The sequence below is a fragment of the Stenotrophomonas sp. Steno-C17 genome, assembly GCF_056393165.1.
The window spans coordinates 83,384-99,841 of the sequence record NZ_JBWJPD010000003.1; the positions used below are offsets into that span (position 1 = coordinate 83,384).

The following is a 16,458-nucleotide window of genomic DNA, read 5'->3' on the forward strand; positions in this document are numbered from 1 at the left end:
AAGTGCAGAACTGACGGGCAACCGCAGAAAACACAAAAACCCTGAAACACCTCACATTTCCCGCCCAGCGCTGGGGCCGGCAGAAACCCCGCCCCCCGCCCTTCCCCCAATGCGCTTTTGCTTTGAGCCACTTTTGCCGTTGCCTTCTCTCTCCTAGATCTCAAAAGAACGCGGCCCGGGGCCGCGCCTGAAAAGCCCCCTCCGGGGAGGTTAGGACATGGGCCGGGGCTTCCGCCCCAGCCACCGCTCAACTCTCCCACATCCCAAAAACCCAGCCACCACCCAAAGGGGCGCCCCCCCCTTTTCTCCCAGCATCGCCAGACTGCAGGCATAAAAAAGGCGACCCTCAGGCCGCCGCTTCCCCTCCCCCGTTTGTTCCCCGCCTCACCTGCTCTGCTCCAGGCACCGGTCAACCAACTGCCGCATCGCCTCGCCCAGCGAGATCCTAGCAGCTCGTGCGTCTTGGATCAGGCTCTTGGCCACCTCTTCAGAAACTTTGGGATCGGGCAGCACCGCGCCGTAGCGCATCCCATCAGGCCCATGCTGGGCACGGACCCGGGGCCCGAACGGCTGGCGGATGTCGGCATGGGCGGCCGCCAGGGCAGCCAATGCACTGCTGGCCGTGAGCCCCTGCTGGCGAGCGAGAGCCCGGAATGCGGCCGCCTTGTCCGGGGCAATGCGAACCGTGGGCAGCCGGCGGGGAACCGGCTGCTTGGGGGCGATGGCGTATCCCTTAGCCATTGATGAGCTCATCCCGGACGTGGGAGCGATACCAGCGGCGGCAGACCTTCTCAAACCCTTCTTGATCTTCGCCCTCGTAGGAATGGGTGTAGCCATTGCTATCGCAGATCTGCTCACCGAGGGTGCCTGGTTGACCATTCAAATCAGCGTAGATGTAGGAACGGCCAGGGCGAGAGAAAGTGATGGTGCGGTTGAGTTTACGGCTATTGATGATGAGTTCCATGATGATTACCTTTTTGGCTTTTTCGGTCAGCGGTATTACCTTCCTATGAATCCAGGTTACGATAGACCCCAAAAATGTAAACCCTAAAACAACACATTTATTTGACTAAAGTATAGAACTGACGGGCAACCGCAAAAGAAACAAAAACCCTGAAACACCTCACATTCCCAGCCCAGCACTGGGCCCGGCGGAAGCCGAGGCCCCACCCGCCTTTCCTCCACAACGCTTTTCCCCATGCCGCTTTTGCCGTTGCTCTTTCCACCCGCCGCCAGCCATAAAAAAGGCGGCCGATGGCCGCCTGTCTTTCACTACCACCCCAGGGATGGCGTAGGACCTGCTCATAGCTCTGCCATGATTTCCTTGTGATCCAACGCCTCGGAAACCTCGGCCAGGGTGGCATACCCGCAAAGACTGTCTTGGTATTTCCCGTCCGAAAGCTCCCACCGCGGCATGGCTTCGCAGTTGTTGGCGGCTTCCATTTTGACGTGGAGCCCAGCTTCGGAGAGTCGCAGTCCCAAACGGGCGGCGCGGTTTTCGAGGGTTTGGCGGCGAGGGGTTTTCATGATGAATCCTTGTTTGGTTTTCAGGTCAGCGGTATTGCCTCCCTACAAATCCAGGCTACGACAGAGCGTAAAAATGTAAACCCGAAAACAACACATTTATTTGACTAAAGTGCAGAAGTGACGGGCAACCGCAAAAGACACGAAAACCCTGAAACGCCTCACACTTCCAGCCAAGCACCGGGCTCGGCGGAAGCCGAGGCCCCACCCGCCTTTTCCCCATGCCGCTTTTGCCGTTGCTCTTTCCACCCGCCGCCAGCCATAAAAAAGGCGGCCGATGGCCGCCTGTCGTTCACTACCAACCCAGGGCTACCGTTGTTTCCTCGCCCGCCCCACAATCGCCTTCCGGACCTGTTTCCGCACCGGATCCAGGTCGTCGGTCGCCGTCGCCACCACCAAGCGCCGCTTGCTCCTTTTTAGTTCCTGGCAGGCCCAGGACGCCAAGGCGATGATCGCAGTGGTGATCACCGGGCTCTCTTCTCCCGTCAAATCCTGGAGCTGATCGCGGAGCTTGGGCGGCACGGTCACCATCGTTCGCTCGGTCCTGACGCCGTTGACGTCCCGGTAATCGAACATCTGGCTACCGCGGCCCACTTCGAGATACACCTTCTTCCCCGACCGAGTAAACGGCTGCTCTTCGCTGTAGTCGAAGTAGGTCTTCCGCCCAGGCGCGTCCCCTGCAGCCACCATCAGCTCTGCCAGCTGCTCTTCGGAAAACTGGTCCAGATCAATGAGCGGCGCATACGTGCGTTGCGGCTTGGCGTGGACCACTTTCGCGGCCTTGGACAGGTCTTTGCGGGCTTTGGCAACGGCGTTCTTGGCGGGGGTCTTCTTGGCAGCCATGAGGTCCGGCAGGGGCAGCATTGGGATGTCCATCATGCATTCCCCCGGCCCGGGTTGGCCAATCTTTTTTGGATAGCCTGACCTACCCGCAATATATCTTCTCGGGCTTTAGCCACGCCCGCGCCGCGCATGGAAAAGACGGTCTCCCCCAGCTCATAGAAGCTTCCCAGCGCAGCGCGCTCGGGGATGACGATGGCCCCGGCCAGCTCCGGGTCTTCCAGCCGCCGGCGGTGTTCAGCCCGCTTGATGTTGACCCGGTTGGCCACCGGCAGGAAGGCCTTGCCCTGCTTCCGGAGGGTCTCGATGGTATGCAGGTAGACGACGTAACTCCCGCCGTCGAGCAGAGTGGGAACGATGTAGAGGTCGCCATCCGGAAGCTGATCTTTCACTGGGGCGCTGGGCGGCAGGTCTTGGATTTCCAAGTCGAACCCGGGGGAGGCCGAACGGCCCACGGTGAATGGGGTTTCGTCGGAAAGCGCGGCCCAGGCAACAGAACAGCAGTGCGGATCTCGGTCGTTCACCAAAACTCGGTGTCGGGAGGCGAAGAGCGCAGCAAGATTGAGCGAAAGCGTCGTTTTTCCAACGCCCCCTTTGAAACAACAGACGACGAGACGCATGATAGAGATCCTTTTATGGGTAGGTCATGCAACACACTAGGCTGCAAACCTAATCCCGCAAGGGCCTCTGCATCCAGAGGGTTTTCGCCGTGCAGACGTCCGGGATTCAGCGACCCAGGCCGCGGCGGGAGCCGTGGCCCTCCCCGCCCCTTCTCCCACGACGCCTTTCGGCGGCGAGTAGCCGCCGGCACGCGCTTCAAACCTCTTCAGCGACCGGTTGCTGAGTCTTGATGAACGCTGGGTGGTAGCGGTGAAGGTGGGTGTTCATCAAATCCGCGGTATGGCGTGCGAACCATGCCTGCATTGCCGGGCACAGAACGCCCCCGCAGGCCTCCGCCAGGCTTCGGCCGGCTGACACCTGGCGCCGCTCCAGCTTCCCAGTGTGCCCCGTCGCACCACGAACCGCTCCCCGATCTGAACCAGCGGATTGGCCCCGGCGTCCATAAGCGCCTCAATCATTGCCGCATAACGCGTCGCCAGGACCGGGTCCGACTGGATGGCCTTGGAATACATGAGGGAGGCGACGGCCAACGCGGTGATACCAGGATCGCCGGCCACGCCAGCGTCCAGGTCGGGCGTCCCCTTGAGTGTGCGCAGCCACCCATAAAACGCCAGCGGGTCGTTGGTTTGGATGGCCCTGATGAGGCTTTCAGTCCCGGCACTCATTGCCCACCTCCCAAAACCCCGATGAGCACCAGGGCCACCAGCACGTAGAACGGCACCAGCACGATGCTCCACCACGCCTTGGAAACCTGTTGCAGAACGCTTCCTTGGCGATGCTCCGCCGGCAGTTGATAGAAGCGCACCAGGGCGCGCCCAGCGGCGATGGGGTTGGCGACCAGGTCCTGGTAGAACACCGTGGTGCCCAGGAGACCGACAAACAGCAGGGCCATGTTCAAAAGGCTCATGCGAAGCGCTCCTCTTCCTTCTTCCAACGCCGCTCATGGCGGGCGCGGGTGGCCAAGCGCTGGATCCTGCGGTGCTTGTCGGCCAGCTGATTGAGGCCATTGGTGCGGTCCAGGAACCGCGCGGCGGTGTGGAGTTGGAAATGCGCCAGGTCGGTGCTGGCAGCAGGCTCGACGGGATGAATCTTCATGTCTTCACTCTCTTTTTGTGGGTAGGTCGGTTTACCCATTAAACCGCTTCTACCACGATCCAACCACATCGCCAACCTTTGTCAACCCATTGATTTGAAAGATTTTTGACTAAAATCAAGAACTGCCGTCAGGGCTTGTCAAAACGCGGTTGTGTCGCATGCTGAAATGCATGACACCGTATGCCCGCCCTCGCCGTTGTTTGCCCGCCCCCGGCTTTGGCCTGGTCGAGTTGCTGCTCGCATTGGGGATTGCCACCGCAATGGGGGCCGCCGCGTTCTGGGTCTACCCCCGCGTTACCACCCGGGTGAAGGTTGCGTCGGACGTCGAGAACGTTCGGGACCTGGCCAGCCGCGTTGATCGGTCCCATGGCGTCGTCGGCTCGTTCCGCGGCGTCAGCACGTTGAACGTGCTTGAAGATGGGCTGGCCCCCACCGACTTCCGCCAAGGCATCGCAGCGACCATGAGCAACGCCTGGGGCGGAGCCGTGACCGTGTCCCCGGCCACGGTGCGCTTGGCGGGGGATGCCTTCACCGTGGGGCTGTCCGGGCTTCCTGCGCGGGCCTGCGTGTCGTTCGTCTCCACCATCGCGGGCGACGCGAACGTGCGGGACGTGATCGTGGGCAACACCAGTGTTTTGTTGGGCAACGGCGGAACCCTGGACGTCCCCGGGCTGGGATTGGCGTGCGGGGCCGATGGGGCCGTGGTCGAGATCGTCTATTACTCGGGCATGGTGGCCGGCTCGTCGGTCGCCGTGGTGCCCACGCTTCCCCTGCCATCCGCGCCCGCCGTCCATGGCCCCTCAACGCCACCCCCGGCTGGACCCGTTTCTAGCGCGCCCAGCGTCAGCAATGCGGTGCCAGGCGTTGCTGGGAGCGTGCCGCCGGGCCCTGGCGTTGCGCCTTCCCCTGCAGTTCCACCGCTTCCGGCCGCGCCCAGCGCACCGGTGCCTCAGCCGCTCCCAACGCCAGTCCCCAGCCCAGCTCCGCCGGCCTTGGTGCCGTGTCGGCAATCGGAAAGCTCGGCGGCCCGGGCGAGCTGTCCGGCGGGCACGTGGGGCACAGAGACGGTGCGCACGCGCCAGGTCTGCGCTCCCGGCGACGTGGATCCAAACTCAGACGCCGCGTGGGAGCATCCCGAGGCGTGGGTTCAAGCCCAGACGGTGGCGGCCGTGACGACGAGGGATTGCCAGGCCTGCCCGGGGACCACCCGTGAGGAACGCGATCAATGGCTCCCCACGTCGCAAGCCTGCCCGTCGGGTCAAACCGGCACGCACACCTGGGAACGGCAGCAGGTGCGGTCGAGGGACGTGTTTACCCATTGCCCGTTTGGCACCACGACCCTGCCCGGCCCCACTTACGGCGGCTGGTCCCACTGGGTGGATACCGGGGCTCGTCGCAACGAGGTCAACACATGCAAGCCCACGGCCGCTCGCTGCAGCGATGGAAGCTTGCAGGTCGTGGCGTGGCACTCGGCCGATGGGCAGGACGTGCCGCCGCCCTCCGGTTCGAGTGGCATCTCCTACTGGTATCCCGACGCGGTGGTGCGCCTGACGCCAGCGGAGAAAGCAAAGCTGGACTGGGCCATCGCCAACGTGCCCATCCACCGGGTGGAGACGCCTGCACCGATGCCCGGCAACTGGCCCGCCAATGTGAGCGAGTCGGCCTTCTACGAAGAGCAATGCAACGCGCTTTCGGACGCGGGGAACATCCGTTATGCCTACTCCTACGATTTTGAGTGCGTCTCCAACATGGGCATGCACTACTGCGACTACAACTGGACCAGCGGCGGCACGTCCTTGGCCGTGTGCCGACAAGCGTGCGCATCGGAGCTAGTGGGCAAGAGCAACAATCCCTATCGCTGGGAGTGGCCCGAGTCGTCGGTGGTGGCTTCGACGCCCTACATCACCTGCACGGGCCAGCCCGGATGCACGCCCAACGGCGGGTTTGGCACCCAGCAAGGGCTGCCTGCGTGCAACGAGCACAACGTCGGCCAGACCGTCGTGTTCAACTGGTATCGGCAGTTCTACAACCCAGTGCGGGTGGACTACCAGGTGCTGACGCTGACATGCAGAGGGCCTAGCTGATGTGCCGGGGACCATCGTCCCCGCCCATAGGTCAGTCGCAGAGATCAAACCTCAACGGCTTGCCATCCCACCGACCATACAGCTCGCCACTCCCCCAATAGCTGACCCGGCCTTCGCTTTCGCGCCGAATCGCTCTGAACACGCCGTTTCCCGGTGTCTGGTCGACCAAGCTCCCATCAAGCACCGGGAGAACATATCCAACCAGGCCATCCGGCGGAGTTGCTTGAGAAGGGATTGGTAAAAGGAGAGCACCTGTCGGCGTTTCTCGAAGAACGATGCAGAAGCACGGGTAGCTGAAGCTCTTCCAGGAAAAGACCAGCGCAGGATGCGTGCCTCGGGAACGAATCTCGTCGAGCAGCGGGCCGAGCGAAGTCATTGCTAGCGCCCTGGCCTTCGCCTTCATGGCCTCTTGGCTTGCCTCCTCGCACCAAGATGCAACGTCCGATGAGTCGGCGAGGATCAGGTCCTTATTTCGGCTAGCAAAGCGCTTGGCGACGTTTCTGTAGCGAGACGTAGTAACAAACAACCCGCCCGCCTTCTCCCGCAGGCTATGCGCCTCAAGGGCTGCCACTGCATCAAGATCTATAGGACGATGCTTGGCGTAACGCTTCGCTTGCACCAGCGTGAGGGCATCACCCAAAGGGGATTGAATCCACATTCGGACATCCACGCCTTCATCGGCGCTGCCCGGTCCGATCTGAGTCCGCCAGCCTCTGGCCGTGAACACGCTGCTGATCAGCTCTTCGAACGCACGGGGACTCAGCCGATACAGGTCATCTGGGCGCTTCGAAAAATATTCGTAGATATCGCCGGAAACATCCGCCGTATCGGCCTCGATCAGCCGACAGGTCCACCTCCAGCGAGCCCATTCGTCGAACCTCTTCTGAAGGTCGGACTCCTGGTCAATGAGGTAGTAGCCGGCGGTGACGTGGTCATCTAGCTCAATGAATACACCGATGGACTCCAATGCCGCGTAGAGCTCCTCGGCCTCGTCCATCCCTTCATTCAAGCAGCGCCCCACCATACCTTCGGACCAGAGGGTCAAAATGGAAGAACCCTCACCCGGCTCAGTGTCGTAGTGATCAAGTGGATCCTTGTGCCCAGAATCACCCCACAGGTCGTGGCGCTCTGCCCATGACTCGGTGATCGCCTTGGCTTGGGCAACCACATCCTCCAGCTCTTGATCCGGCTTGGCCCTTGACTTTCGAGCACCCTTGATACTTTTAGATGAAGTTGCCACGACATATCTGCCGTCCGATAAAGTTGGAACGTATACTCCGCCCAACCGACATCTTTTTCCACATCCTCGGACGCACATGACAATCCTTTTCTTGATTGCGCTAGCCCTTGCGATCCCTACCAGCGGCCTATCTCTACTGGTCTACGGTGCAGTATTTGTAGGGAAAGCCATCCTTAAAGCTAAAGTAAGGATGCAGGAGGCCAACAAGAACATCGCCTTTAAAGCGATTGACAGCGAGGGCCCGAAGAACCTTCCCTCTTGGGTTAAAAACGAGGATCGGCGAGATGAGTTTGTCAGCGCGCTGCTGATGATGGCTCAGCGAAGAGGAGTTCCGGAGGCTTACTTGGGCGTGATGCTCAACACTCGGCAGTCTCTAGAAATCCTGTTGGGCTTCGCAGCAGAGATGGAGAAGAACGGCGCCTCTTTCGTGGAGCAGCAGTCCGGCAGCATCGATTTCGTCTGCCAGATGTGGGATCGCTTGGACGCAGCAAACAAAGCTAAGTTCGCAAGCATTGATCTGACAGAAGAACAGTATCGCAGCCTCCACACGCCAATCGAACGCCGACTCCCCATCAACGCTCCGAGGCGCAACGATGCCCGCACTACCCAAATGATCGAATGGGCAATCGAGACTCTTGGCAAAGAGCCAAGCGTAATCGGAACCGCCTACGACGAGATTTCCTACAGCGCAGTGGTCAGCTACGTTCATGAACGCAAATGCACGATCATTGCGCGAGTGGCAAAGCCCTATGGCGACTGGCTTGAGTTCCAAACGAACGTGCGTGGTCGGTCCTATCAAGTCACACTGGGAATGACACACGAAGGACACGGTTCGGTGCTCACCTCTCATCCCGCCTAAGATGTCAGTCCATGCGCTGGCTCATCGGGCGTCCGGCAGGGCCGTTCTATCCCACGCCCGCTTGACCCACCCGAACACTACGGCCAGCACGCCGATCAACAGCACGCCCCAGAGCCAAGCCAAGTAAAACGCTGCGGTAGCGATCTCCCCAAGCTGGGGATGCTCCGCATACTTGAACCCCAGAACGGCGGCCGCCACCACCGTCACCACGCCCAATCCGCCCCCGAGCAGCGCCCCTTTCAGGAAGCCGTGCTTCCGAAAATACGGCATCCGCCCCGTTCGGACGTGCCAGTCCCAGAGCCGCTGAGCCCGGAGATGGAGCGCCAGGCAAAATGCCAAAAACGCGAAGACGAGCGCACCGGGCACACAACAGACCACGCCGATGAAGAAGTCGCGCTTCATCACCTCCAGGCCGGCCGCCAGCCCAACCAGGCCCAACGGGCCCAAGATGACGCTAGGGAGGATCAGCGCGGATGGGCCCGGCGGCGCATACACAACTTGCTGCGGCGGATAGCGGTTCATATGGTCCTCCCCTGTTGGATGGCTGCACGCTTGATCGGGACCGGCGTGCAGTCAAGCGGCGGACTGCGGCCCGTTTAGCCCGCAGACGTCCCTTCGTCGGTCACTTCGACCACTTGCCAGCCCTCGCCCTGCGGGCGGAACAGTGCACGCAGCTTCGGCTTGAGGGTGCTTGGCTCGGGCTTGGTGGGCTGGCCACCGATGGACCCCTGCGCTTTTACCGACCCGCCCACCATGCATTCTTGATCCCCATTGGGCTTCTTCTCGCAGTCGAGATCCAAGCCGCCCGCGTCGGTCACTTCGAACCGCCAAGAGCGCTGGAGGGTTGCCTGCCTCCCCTGCTCGGTGAAAAAGCCTTCCACGACCTTCACCCCGTCCTCCTTCGTGGGGCCCTTGTCGCCAGAGCAGGCCGTCAGGGTCAAAAGTGCCGCTGCTGCGGCCACGATCATTGCGTGCTTCATGTCATGCGTCCTTGTCTTTGGAAGGAGTGATGCCGATGATCTGGGTCTTGTAGCCGATCTCCAGCCGGTCGATTTGGAGAACGATGTCGGGCAGGCCGTTGGGCTTCAACCTGCCCTCCACGACCTTGAAAAAGATTCGATCTCCCGTGGCGTCGCGCCCCACCCGTCGCAGCTCGGCCGCGTCTTCCGGCCTCAATCGCAGCGCGGCGTGGTAGCGCCCGCCATGCTCGACCCCGACCACCGCACTCCCCTTGCCCAACGGCGAAGCGCCGATAACAGCCGTCGGAAGAAAGTCAGGCGAACGGGGATACCAGTCGTGGTTCATGACCAGCACGTAGGCGTGGAGAATGTTGGTGCTGGGGTCGATCTCCACGTCGATGTAGGGCCGCAGGTAGAACGCGTCGGTGGAGGCGATCTGCCGCGCCTTGGCTTCAAACGCAGACGCCGGGTCGCCCTGCAGCCCTACGCGTTTGAACTGGTGCCCCCACGAGCCAATGCAGTGGGTTCGCGTGGCGGGCGTCATGGCCTTGCCAGCCTTGGCCTCGGCGAAGAGGTCTTCCTCGCACATCTTGGAGCCACCCGACGCGGTGGCCGCCAAGCCCCAACGGATACGGGTGTAGCCGTCGAGCACCGGAGGGTCGCCGTCGTCCCAGTAAGTCCCCGCTGGTTCCAAATAGGGGCTCCTTGCCCGTTCACTGACTGTCCTTGGCGTCCCCGAGATCGCCTGCCCGATCTGCCGCAGCAGTCCTTTTGCCTCTTGGGCTTGAGCCCCGGCCGACACCATCAACGCAACCGCGAAAATGCCCCCTGTCCAACGCTTCATGCCCTGCCCCTTGCCGTGGTTGCCTGCAACTTACGTGTCACGTAGAGTCTACCCGGGGCGTAGGTCATCCGTCATCCTGTCCGCATGCCTGCACTGCATCCGTTCAGCCCATGACAGCAGCCCCGTCCGCTCCCCGGGCGATCGTGGCGGCGCGCCTGCGCCAAGCCCGCGAGCTGAGGGGATTGAGCCAACGGGAGGTTGGAGTGCGTATGGGGTTGGACAAAGACACTGCATCCGCGCGCATCTCCCGCTACGAGTCGGGATCGATGTCGATCAGCCTGGAAGCCCTTTTCAAGCTGGCCGAAGCACTGGAAGTGCCACCGGCTTACTTGGTCGCAACGACGCCAAGCATGTCCGAAGCCATTCTCGCCCTGAGCATGGAGAGCGTGTCCCAGCAGTCCCGCCTGGCGGATATGTTGAACGCGCTCGTCAAGCTGCCGACTCAAGAGCGCGAAGCATTCGCCAAACTGCTTGAAGGCAAGTCCACAGCCGCGGCCGAGTAACGCGCGCTGTCGCCTAGTATCGAGCTTTCCTTAAAGCTGCAGATGTTCCACCCCATCACCAACCGCCGGAAAAAAGGCACCCCCAGAGTCGCTTAGGAAGTAGCTTCCGCCCTCACTTGGTAGCAAAGCGAACCGTGGCTTCGCGCGTCTTCCCGTTTCCGCCGTAGGTCACCACAAGTGGGTCGAACCCGCCAAACTTCACCGTCCAAGACTTGTTGCCTCGGCCCTCCGGCTTGGACGCAAACTCAAACTGATCAATAGTTGCAGGCGGATTTCCGCCGGGCCACTTTGAGATCGAATCGGCCAGTAGTCGAGATGGGACACTGCGAAGGTCATAGACCTTCACCTTAATACCGTTTTGCTCAATGGTTGCTGCCGCGCTCTGGCTTTCTGACGGCTCTTCCTCCCCGTCGCCCTCCTCGTCTGGGGTTGAGCGTGACTCAGCTCCGGATCTCACCGGTTCGGAGTTTTGCAAGAGTTCGGGGTTTTCCTTAAGAACCTTTTGGGCAATCTCTGCAACCGGATGCGTCTCTGCAACAATGCCAGCGGCAGAAAAGCGCAGCAAAGGAAGCCCGTTTGCTCCAAATAGGATCAATATCACACCGCCACCCAACAGCGCGGCACTCAACGTCGAGGGCTCGATCTCACGCACCTCAACCTTCAACGGCTTCAAGCTTCCGTCAAGCTCAACCGAGCTTTGCTTGGCGGGATGATAGAAAAGGCCTGCGGCACCCGCAACCATCGCCACACCCAGAATACAAAGCCCCCATCGGAGAAGGGGAGGCATCATTTTTACGGTGGAACTCGGTGCATCTGTCGACATTGCCCAACGTCCTTGATTCGGCCTCGAATCCCCGTTATCGGCCAGCCTTGCCGATCCTTGAGCCCCTCCTCCCTCGCACCTAGCACCAACACCGACTTGCCTCCAAATGTGACCCGCGTCAATATTGAGGAAGGGGGACGGAGCCTTCCTGGCTCTGGCCATTCACAGGGGAAGTGACCGATGGCGAACAAGAATGGGGCCGCTGCGCCCACGACGCTGGAAGAGTGGTTGAATGGCCGCCCAAGCTGGCTGCGCATGGCCGCCGATGGCTTGGTGCGAGACCGGCGCGCCCCGAACGCTCAGGAAATCGACGCCCTGACCGACCACTGCCTGCAAGAGGCGGCCAACACCCTTCCAGCCAAGCATCCCGCACTAGCACCTGGCGTTATTTTGGGAACCCCCACCGCTGGGGCATTGAGCATTGATTCCGTGTCCGAGATCCGCGGGGTGAACGCCATCGGACCGGACGCAGTGCTGGGGCTTTCGAAAAAGGGCATGACCGTTGTCTATGGCAGCAACGGTTCGGGAAAGTCCGGCTACGCGCGCCTGATGAAGCACATCTGTGGCGCTCGCGCCAAAGGGGTCATCCACCGCAACGTGTTCGACGGCGCGGCGCAAGCCGCTTCTGCTCAAGTCGCCATCACCACGTTCAGTGCACTCGACGGATCATCTGCCGCCAGCACCCTTGCTTGGACCGCAGCGTCAGGCCCCCACCCCAAGCTCAATGCGGTGCCAGTGTTCGACTCCGCAACCGCCATGGAGCTTGGCGACACCCCAAGCGAGGCCACCTACCTCCCCCGTTCGATGCGTTTCGTCAGCGCGTTAATCTCCATCGCTGACAAGGTTGGAGAACGTCTGGAAGCCCGAGCGGCCCAGCTCCAGACCCATCTCCCCCCAATCCCGATCGAGCACGGCCAGTCGACCGCGAGCGGCTTTCTCCAATCGCTGAAGCCAACGCTCGATCATGAGGCAATCGACAAGGCCTGCGCCTTTTCTGACCCATTGCTCAAAGAGCGATTGGCCTTGGAGACGGCGCTTGCCCAAGCCAACCCTGCCGTTGCCCACGCAAAAGCCGTTGCGGATCTGGATCGACTGTCCAAGTTTGCCGAGAACATGGGTGAGCTTGCAGAAGCCTTGAGCGACGAGAAAGCGCTTGGCCTGATCACGGCCCGTAGAACCGCTGCGGACAAGAGGCAAGCCGCGACTGCATACGCCACTGCATTCATTGAAGGCATGCCGTTGAAGGGCGTTGGAGATGCAGTCTGGGAGAAGCTCTGGGAGGCCGCCAAAGCTTACTCAATGGGGCACGCTTACCCTCAGCACGCCTATCCACACGTGGACGACGGGGCGCGTTGCGTGCTCTGCCAACAACCCTTGGACGCTGACGGAAAGGATCGACTCAAGAGTTTTGATCAGTATCTCAGTGCGACACTTCAGACCGAAGCCAAAGCGGCAGAGGCTGCCCTCGCAGCCTTGGCGCTGCCCGCGATGATCGACGCATCAAACCCCGCTTGGCTAGCGCAGTGCGCGGCCGTCGGCCTCGACAGCGAGCAAGCCGCAGCGTTGGCGCAGAACATCAACGCCAGAGTCAAAGCGATGGGCAATGCAAGCGACTTGTCGGCGGTTCCTGAAATGGACTGGGCCCCCTGGACCGGCGCGCTCGCCTCTTCCACTGCCACCATCACAGCTCAACGCGAAGCATTGGCCATCTTGTCGGACCCTGTCGGCCGCGCCCAGCAGGAAGCCAGATTGCGGGAGCTCAAGGCGCAGGAATGGTTGTCTGGTCAGGTTGAGCCGATAAAGGCAGAGGTAGAGCGACTCAAGAAGCTGGCGGTCGTGGCGAAAGCCCTTCCTCTGACGAAAACGACCCAACTGACGACCAAAAGCAACGAGATCGGGAAACTGGAACTAGCCCAAGGGTATTGCGATCGCTTCAACGCGGAGCTTGACGGCTTGGGCGGTGGCAGCCTCCCGGTGCGCATGAACCACAAGTCTTCGGGAAAAGGCGTCTACAGCTTTTTCATTGAGTTGAAGGACGCCGCGTTGTCGGTGAAGAACAGGGAGGTGCTCAGCGAGGGGGAACAGCGCATCGTGGCGTTGGCCGCGTTCCTCGCCGATGCCACGGGAGCCGATCGCGGCATCCCGGTCATCTTCGACGACCCGATTTCATCCTTGGACCAACTCTATGAGGAAGCTGTTGCTAGGCGTTTGGTTAGCTTGGCAGAGCAACGGCAGGTGATCGTGTTCACCCACCGGCTGTCCCTGATGGTCCTGCTGAGGAACGCGGCAAAGCAGCGCGCTGACCTGGCACTCCCCCCGGTAGAGGTCACCACAGTAGCCATCGGCCGCGACGGCGCGAGCACCGGCATGCCGACAACGATTGACGCCTTCTCACTCAAGCCCAAGACAGGGTTTGAACATATCAAGAGCAGCATCGTCGGAATCAAGAAGCAAGACCCCGACGTCCGAGCAATCCTTCTCAAAGCGTCTTGCAGCAACTTCCGCATCCTGGTGGAGCGATCCGTTGAGGATGACCTTTGCTCAGGCGTCATCAATCGCTTCAGGCGAGAAGTCAGAACGCTAAACGTGCTTCAGCGTTTGCATGCCATCACGGCAGATGATTGCGCGTTGATCAATAGCATGATGACCAAATACTCAGCATTCGAGCACTCCCAGTCCATGGAGACGCCGACGTGGCTTCCAGCGCCGGACGAGCTTCTGGCGGACGTGCAGACGATGCTGGACTGGATCAAGGACTTTAACGGACGAGCGGAAGCGGCGGCCAAACCCAACTCGTAGATCAGGTCCATTCACCGCCCCCGCTACTCAGAGGATCGCTGCCATCAGAAGCGCCGTTTGGCAGCGATTCCCACTGCGGGTGCCAGCGCTTGATGCAAGTCGTGCGCGCGAAGAAACGCGTGCAACCACTCTTCGGCGTCCTTGACGCCCGTCAGCTCCCGAACCACCACGCCTGCGACGCAATCCCCGGCGACGGCGAACAGGTCATTGTTCAGATCGCTGCTGGACAGAGGGGAATGGAAATCGGCCCCATCTTGAAACGCCTGAAGCAGGTGCTGCCTGGCAAGAAGATCCCGGCGCGCAGCCCAGGCGAGGCGCACGAGTTCAGAAGGTGGCCAACGAGGGCTCATCAAAACTCATAACCGTCTGGCACGCCAGAAGGGATGCCCTGCATGGGGCCCGAGTAGCCCACCTGCTGAACCAGGTTCTGGGCGGTTTTGGACATGCGTCCCAAGCGCTCCGGAACTTGGTCCAGGGCGAACAGAACCATGCCGAAAAGGGCGATGTTGAGCAGTTTGTTGAAAAGGTTTCGCACGAGCGGGGTCCTCCGTTGTTGTCAGGGATTCGAGTTTCAAAAAAGCTGGTGATGCTGGGCAATGCCAAACAGGCAAAGCGCCCAGGTGGCCGCAATCACTGCGGGAGCCAAGCAGAGCGGCACGCCGAGGGCAATGTCCGACAGCTTGGCCTTGGGGTCGGTCACCATCTCCCATCCCAGCTTGGCCGCTCCCATCCCTGACATGGCGTCGAACAGGGATCGCAGGAGCGCTGAGGTGGTGGCGATGGAGGACCGGGCGGGCGCTTGGGTTTGGCTGCGGGTATTCATCAGAGCGCATCCAGTCGGTCAGCAATGGCCAGTCCGGCGACTAATCCAGCCAAGAGGCAAAAAGCAAAGAACGTCAACATGGGGCTTCCTTTTTTAAAGAGCATCAGCGCTCCTCTCTGATCTCAAGGTAAAAGAAAACAAACTTTTCGCAATAGATTTACCCTACATTTTCCTGACTAAAACGAAAAACTGACGTAAAACCGCAGAAAATACAAAAACCCTGAAATAACTCACATTTCCAGCCAAGCACCGGGTCCGGCAGAAGCCGAGGCCCCTCCCGCCGCTTCTCCACGCCGTTTTTTGCCTTTGCTTTGAGCTGCTTTTGACGGCTTTTTCTCTTCAAGAGCTCAAAAGAACGCGGCAAAGCCGCGCCTGAAAAGCTCCCTCTGGCGAGGAAAGACCCTGGGCCGGGGCTCCCGCCCCAGCCTCCCCGTGGCTGTCCTTGGCCCCCCCCCAAAAGGGAGTCCGATTCGTCAAGCGCTGGCGTGGATGCATCGCCAAACCAACTGGCGAACGGCTTCCGTCTGACAAATGCCGATTCGGTTGGCGTCGATGAGCAAGGCCATAGCGACATCGGGAGCCACCTGCACACTGGGAAGCGCGGTTTTATAGCGCTCTCGCCCCTTTGCCTCTCCGGCCCACGGCGTCGGGCATCGAGGGGAAAACGGTTCTCGAATCTGGGCGTGTTGCTCGATGAGTTGAGCCAGTGCAGCGCGCATGCTCAGGCCTTGCGCGGCGGCCAGGGCTTGAAACGCGGCTTTGCTGGGCGCGTCAATCCACGTCTCGTGGATGGTTTCGACCAAGCGTTCTGGGGGGCGGAGAATGTAGCGTTTGGTCATGCAGGGCTCCCGTGCGGCTTGGCCATCCATCCTTGGGCGGCCGCTTCTTCAGCGGTCAGCAACGCGGAAGTGCCCAGGAAACGCGTGAGCTGGTAATGGCCGATGGTGTGGGGATACCGCTGGAGGTGGGCGTGCATGTCCTTGTCGAAGTAGCACGTGGACCCAGAGCGGCGTTGATAGGCGAAATAGCGGCGGCGACGCGTTGCTGGGGGTTTCATGCAGCCCCCCCGCAATCGTCGCAACGCTGCATTTCTGCCGGATACGTTGAGAAGGGGTAGGCCCCTTTCTGCCCCACTTCCCCGCAGCACCCGCACTGCATGAGCCCCCGGGCGGTTTGGCAAATCGCGACCTCCGGGCCTTGCCAAACCACGCCGACCACCACGGCTTCCCAGGAGCTGCCGCTCCGGGCAACCACAGTGAGCCTGTCGCCGTTCCGAACATTCGGGGCGGGCACCCGGGCGCCCCATTCGCCCGACTTGAGTTGGAGGGGCCTGGCGTGGTGGTGGGCCATTAGAAGACCCCCCGATAACCAAGGGCAACAAAGCCTGACCGGCCAATAGCGCAAGCAATCATTAGAAAACCTTTGAAGAGGGGGCATTCCCTCA

General features: G+C 61.1%; 21 protein-coding genes. 4 read left to right on the forward strand and 17 right to left on the reverse strand.

The annotated features are described in order from the left end of the window. Window positions 1-384: 384 nt before the first annotated feature. The 8 genes from AC06FA_RS03650 to AC06FA_RS03685 form a co-directional block, all read right to left on the reverse strand. The gene (locus AC06FA_RS03650; RefSeq protein ID WP_046433437.1) at window positions 385-741 is read right to left on the reverse strand and encodes a hypothetical protein; all 357 of its coding nucleotides are present in this window, start codon (window positions 739-741) and stop codon (window positions 385-387) included. Next, window positions 734-964 (reverse strand): hypothetical protein, encoded by a 231-nt coding sequence (locus AC06FA_RS03655; protein ID WP_478067171.1) that lies wholly within the window; start codon window positions 962-964, stop codon window positions 734-736. Before AC06FA_RS03655 ends, AC06FA_RS03650 begins: the two co-directional genes overlap by 8 nt. Before the next feature lie 338 nt (window positions 965-1,302). After that, entirely contained in the window at window positions 1,303-1,527 is a 225-nt protein-coding gene (locus AC06FA_RS03660) for a hypothetical protein (protein WP_046433416.1), read from the reverse strand. A gap of 306 nt (window positions 1,528-1,833) precedes the next feature. Continuing rightward, on the reverse strand, window positions 1,834-2,403 hold the full coding sequence (locus AC06FA_RS03665) for a hypothetical protein (RefSeq protein WP_478067172.1): 570 nt from the start codon (window positions 2,401-2,403) through the stop codon (window positions 1,834-1,836). Beyond that, on the reverse strand, window positions 2,400-2,984 hold the full coding sequence (locus AC06FA_RS03670) for a ParA family protein (RefSeq protein ID WP_478067173.1): 585 nt from the start codon (window positions 2,982-2,984) through the stop codon (window positions 2,400-2,402). Before AC06FA_RS03670 ends, AC06FA_RS03665 begins: the two co-directional genes overlap by 4 nt. A gap of 267 nt (window positions 2,985-3,251) precedes the next feature. Then, a complete protein-coding gene (locus AC06FA_RS03675; protein WP_478067174.1) occupies window positions 3,252-3,650 on the reverse strand; it encodes a hypothetical protein in 399 nt (132 codons plus the stop codon). Further along, the gene (locus AC06FA_RS03680; RefSeq protein ID WP_180862699.1) at window positions 3,647-3,892 is read right to left on the reverse strand and encodes a hypothetical protein; all 246 of its coding nucleotides are present in this window, start codon (window positions 3,890-3,892) and stop codon (window positions 3,647-3,649) included. Before AC06FA_RS03680 ends, AC06FA_RS03675 begins: the two co-directional genes overlap by 4 nt. After that, window positions 3,889-4,119 (reverse strand): hypothetical protein, encoded by a 231-nt coding sequence (locus tag AC06FA_RS03685; RefSeq protein WP_180862698.1) that lies wholly within the window; start codon window positions 4,117-4,119, stop codon window positions 3,889-3,891. Before AC06FA_RS03685 ends, AC06FA_RS03680 begins: the two co-directional genes overlap by 4 nt. Window positions 4,120-4,250: 131 nt before the next feature. Between AC06FA_RS03685 and AC06FA_RS03690 the strand changes: the two genes are divergently transcribed. Beyond that, the gene (locus AC06FA_RS03690) at window positions 4,251-6,164 is read left to right on the forward strand and encodes a type 4 pilus major pilin (protein WP_478067175.1); all 1,914 of its coding nucleotides are present in this window, start codon (window positions 4,251-4,253) and stop codon (window positions 6,162-6,164) included. A 31-nt stretch (window positions 6,165-6,195) separates the two neighbouring features. On the opposite strand, the gene AC06FA_RS03695 is transcribed toward AC06FA_RS03690, so the two are convergent. Continuing rightward, window positions 6,196-7,404: a restriction endonuclease gene (locus AC06FA_RS03695; protein WP_157635959.1), complete on the reverse strand. Its 1,209-nt coding sequence runs from the start codon at window positions 7,402-7,404 to the stop codon at window positions 6,196-6,198. Between the two features lie 76 nt (window positions 7,405-7,480). Here AC06FA_RS03695 and AC06FA_RS03700 point away from each other — a divergent pair, with 76 nt between their 5' ends. Next, on the forward strand, window positions 7,481-8,263 hold the full coding sequence (locus tag AC06FA_RS03700; RefSeq protein WP_478067176.1) for a hypothetical protein: 783 nt from the start codon (window positions 7,481-7,483) through the stop codon (window positions 8,261-8,263). Between the two features lie 21 nt (window positions 8,264-8,284). On the opposite strand, the gene AC06FA_RS03705 is transcribed toward AC06FA_RS03700, so the two are convergent. From AC06FA_RS03705 to AC06FA_RS03715, 3 genes are all read right to left on the reverse strand, one after another. Continuing rightward, window positions 8,285-8,785 carry a hypothetical protein gene (locus tag AC06FA_RS03705; protein WP_232281411.1) on the reverse strand — a complete coding sequence of 167 codons (501 nt, stop codon included), beginning with the start codon at window positions 8,783-8,785 and terminating at the stop codon, window positions 8,285-8,287. Window positions 8,786-8,859: 74 nt separating this feature from the next. Further along, window positions 8,860-9,243 carry a hypothetical protein gene (locus AC06FA_RS03710; RefSeq protein WP_049441146.1) on the reverse strand — a complete coding sequence of 128 codons (384 nt, stop codon included), beginning with the start codon at window positions 9,241-9,243 and terminating at the stop codon, window positions 8,860-8,862. A 1-nt stretch (window position 9,244) separates the two neighbouring features. Next, window positions 9,245-10,066: a hypothetical protein gene (locus AC06FA_RS03715; protein ID WP_478067177.1), complete on the reverse strand. Its 822-nt coding sequence runs from the start codon at window positions 10,064-10,066 to the stop codon at window positions 9,245-9,247. A 110-nt stretch (window positions 10,067-10,176) separates the two neighbouring features. On the opposite strand from AC06FA_RS03715, the gene AC06FA_RS03720 reads away from it, so the two are divergent. Next, window positions 10,177-10,569, forward strand: a complete 393-nt coding sequence (locus AC06FA_RS03720; RefSeq protein WP_145513027.1) for a helix-turn-helix domain-containing protein — start codon at window positions 10,177-10,179, stop codon at window positions 10,567-10,569. Window positions 10,570-10,681: 112 nt separating this feature from the next. On the opposite strand, the gene AC06FA_RS03725 is transcribed toward AC06FA_RS03720, so the two are convergent. Beyond that, a complete protein-coding gene (locus tag AC06FA_RS03725) occupies window positions 10,682-11,392 on the reverse strand; it encodes a hypothetical protein (protein ID WP_478067179.1) in 711 nt (236 codons plus the stop codon). Window positions 11,393-11,572: 180 nt separating this feature from the next. Here AC06FA_RS03725 and AC06FA_RS03730 point away from each other — a divergent pair, with 180 nt between their 5' ends. After that, window positions 11,573-14,191, forward strand: a complete 2,619-nt coding sequence (locus tag AC06FA_RS03730) for an AAA family ATPase (protein WP_478067180.1) — start codon at window positions 11,573-11,575, stop codon at window positions 14,189-14,191. A 44-nt stretch (window positions 14,192-14,235) separates the two neighbouring features. Here the strand turns inward: AC06FA_RS03730 and AC06FA_RS03735 are convergent, their stop codons facing one another. The 4 genes from AC06FA_RS03735 to AC06FA_RS03750 all read right to left on the reverse strand — a co-directional run bounded on the left by AC06FA_RS03735 (window position 14,236) and on the right by AC06FA_RS03750 (window position 15,853). Further along, window positions 14,236-14,541, reverse strand: coding sequence for a hypothetical protein (locus AC06FA_RS03735; protein ID WP_478067181.1), 306 nt, complete (start codon window positions 14,539-14,541; stop codon window positions 14,236-14,238). Continuing rightward, complete coding sequence (locus AC06FA_RS03740; protein ID WP_478067182.1) at window positions 14,541-14,726, reverse strand: hypothetical protein; 186 nt, start codon at window positions 14,724-14,726, stop codon at window positions 14,541-14,543. Before AC06FA_RS03740 ends, AC06FA_RS03735 begins: the two co-directional genes overlap by 1 nt. 36 nt (window positions 14,727-14,762) lie before the next feature. Beyond that, a complete protein-coding gene (locus AC06FA_RS03745) occupies window positions 14,763-15,014 on the reverse strand; it encodes a hypothetical protein (protein ID WP_478067183.1) in 252 nt (83 codons plus the stop codon). 473 nt (window positions 15,015-15,487) lie between these two features. Beyond that, on the reverse strand, window positions 15,488-15,853 hold the full coding sequence (locus AC06FA_RS03750) for a hypothetical protein (RefSeq protein WP_478067184.1): 366 nt from the start codon (window positions 15,851-15,853) through the stop codon (window positions 15,488-15,490). Window positions 15,854-16,458 lie beyond the last annotated feature (605 nt).

Bases quoted from the DNA above. Each gene is read 5' to 3' on its own strand.
- AC06FA_RS03650 (WP_046433437.1), bottom strand. From the start codon at position 741: ATGGCTAAGGGATACGCCATCGCCCCCAAGCAGCCGGTTCCCCGCCGG.
- AC06FA_RS03655 (WP_478067171.1), bottom strand. From the start codon at position 964: ATGGAACTCATCATCAATAGCCGTAAACTCAACCGCACCATCACTTTC.
- AC06FA_RS03660 (WP_046433416.1), bottom strand. From the start codon at position 1,527: ATGAAAACCCCTCGCCGCCAAACCCTCGAAAACCGCGCCGCCCGTTTG.
- AC06FA_RS03665 (WP_478067172.1), bottom strand. From the start codon at position 2,403: ATGATGGACATCCCAATGCTGCCCCTGCCGGACCTCATGGCTGCCAAG.
- AC06FA_RS03670 (WP_478067173.1), bottom strand. From the start codon at position 2,984: ATGCGTCTCGTCGTCTGTTGTTTCAAAGGGGGCGTTGGAAAAACGACG.
- AC06FA_RS03675 (WP_478067174.1), bottom strand. From the start codon at position 3,650: ATGAGTGCCGGGACTGAAAGCCTCATCAGGGCCATCCAAACCAACGAC.
- AC06FA_RS03680 (WP_180862699.1), bottom strand. From the start codon at position 3,892: ATGAGCCTTTTGAACATGGCCCTGCTGTTTGTCGGTCTCCTGGGCACC.
- AC06FA_RS03685 (WP_180862698.1), bottom strand. From the start codon at position 4,119: ATGGGTAAACCGACCTACCCACAAAAAGAGAGTGAAGACATGAAGATT.
- AC06FA_RS03690 (WP_478067175.1), top strand. From the start codon at position 4,251: ATGACACCGTATGCCCGCCCTCGCCGTTGTTTGCCCGCCCCCGGCTTT.
- AC06FA_RS03700 (WP_478067176.1), top strand. From the start codon at position 7,481: ATGACAATCCTTTTCTTGATTGCGCTAGCCCTTGCGATCCCTACCAGC.
- AC06FA_RS03705 (WP_232281411.1), bottom strand. From the start codon at position 8,785: ATGAACCGCTATCCGCCGCAGCAAGTTGTGTATGCGCCGCCGGGCCCA.
- AC06FA_RS03710 (WP_049441146.1), bottom strand. From the start codon at position 9,243: ATGAAGCACGCAATGATCGTGGCCGCAGCAGCGGCACTTTTGACCCTG.
- AC06FA_RS03715 (WP_478067177.1), bottom strand. From the start codon at position 10,066: ATGAAGCGTTGGACAGGGGGCATTTTCGCGGTTGCGTTGATGGTGTCG.
- AC06FA_RS03720 (WP_145513027.1), top strand. From the start codon at position 10,177: ATGACAGCAGCCCCGTCCGCTCCCCGGGCGATCGTGGCGGCGCGCCTG.
- AC06FA_RS03725 (WP_478067179.1), bottom strand. From the start codon at position 11,392: ATGTCGACAGATGCACCGAGTTCCACCGTAAAAATGATGCCTCCCCTT.
- AC06FA_RS03730 (WP_478067180.1), top strand. From the start codon at position 11,573: ATGGCGAACAAGAATGGGGCCGCTGCGCCCACGACGCTGGAAGAGTGG.
- AC06FA_RS03735 (WP_478067181.1), bottom strand. From the start codon at position 14,541: ATGAGCCCTCGTTGGCCACCTTCTGAACTCGTGCGCCTCGCCTGGGCT.
- AC06FA_RS03745 (WP_478067183.1), bottom strand. From the start codon at position 15,014: ATGAATACCCGCAGCCAAACCCAAGCGCCCGCCCGGTCCTCCATCGCC.
- AC06FA_RS03750 (WP_478067184.1), bottom strand. From the start codon at position 15,853: ATGACCAAACGCTACATTCTCCGCCCCCCAGAACGCTTGGTCGAAACC.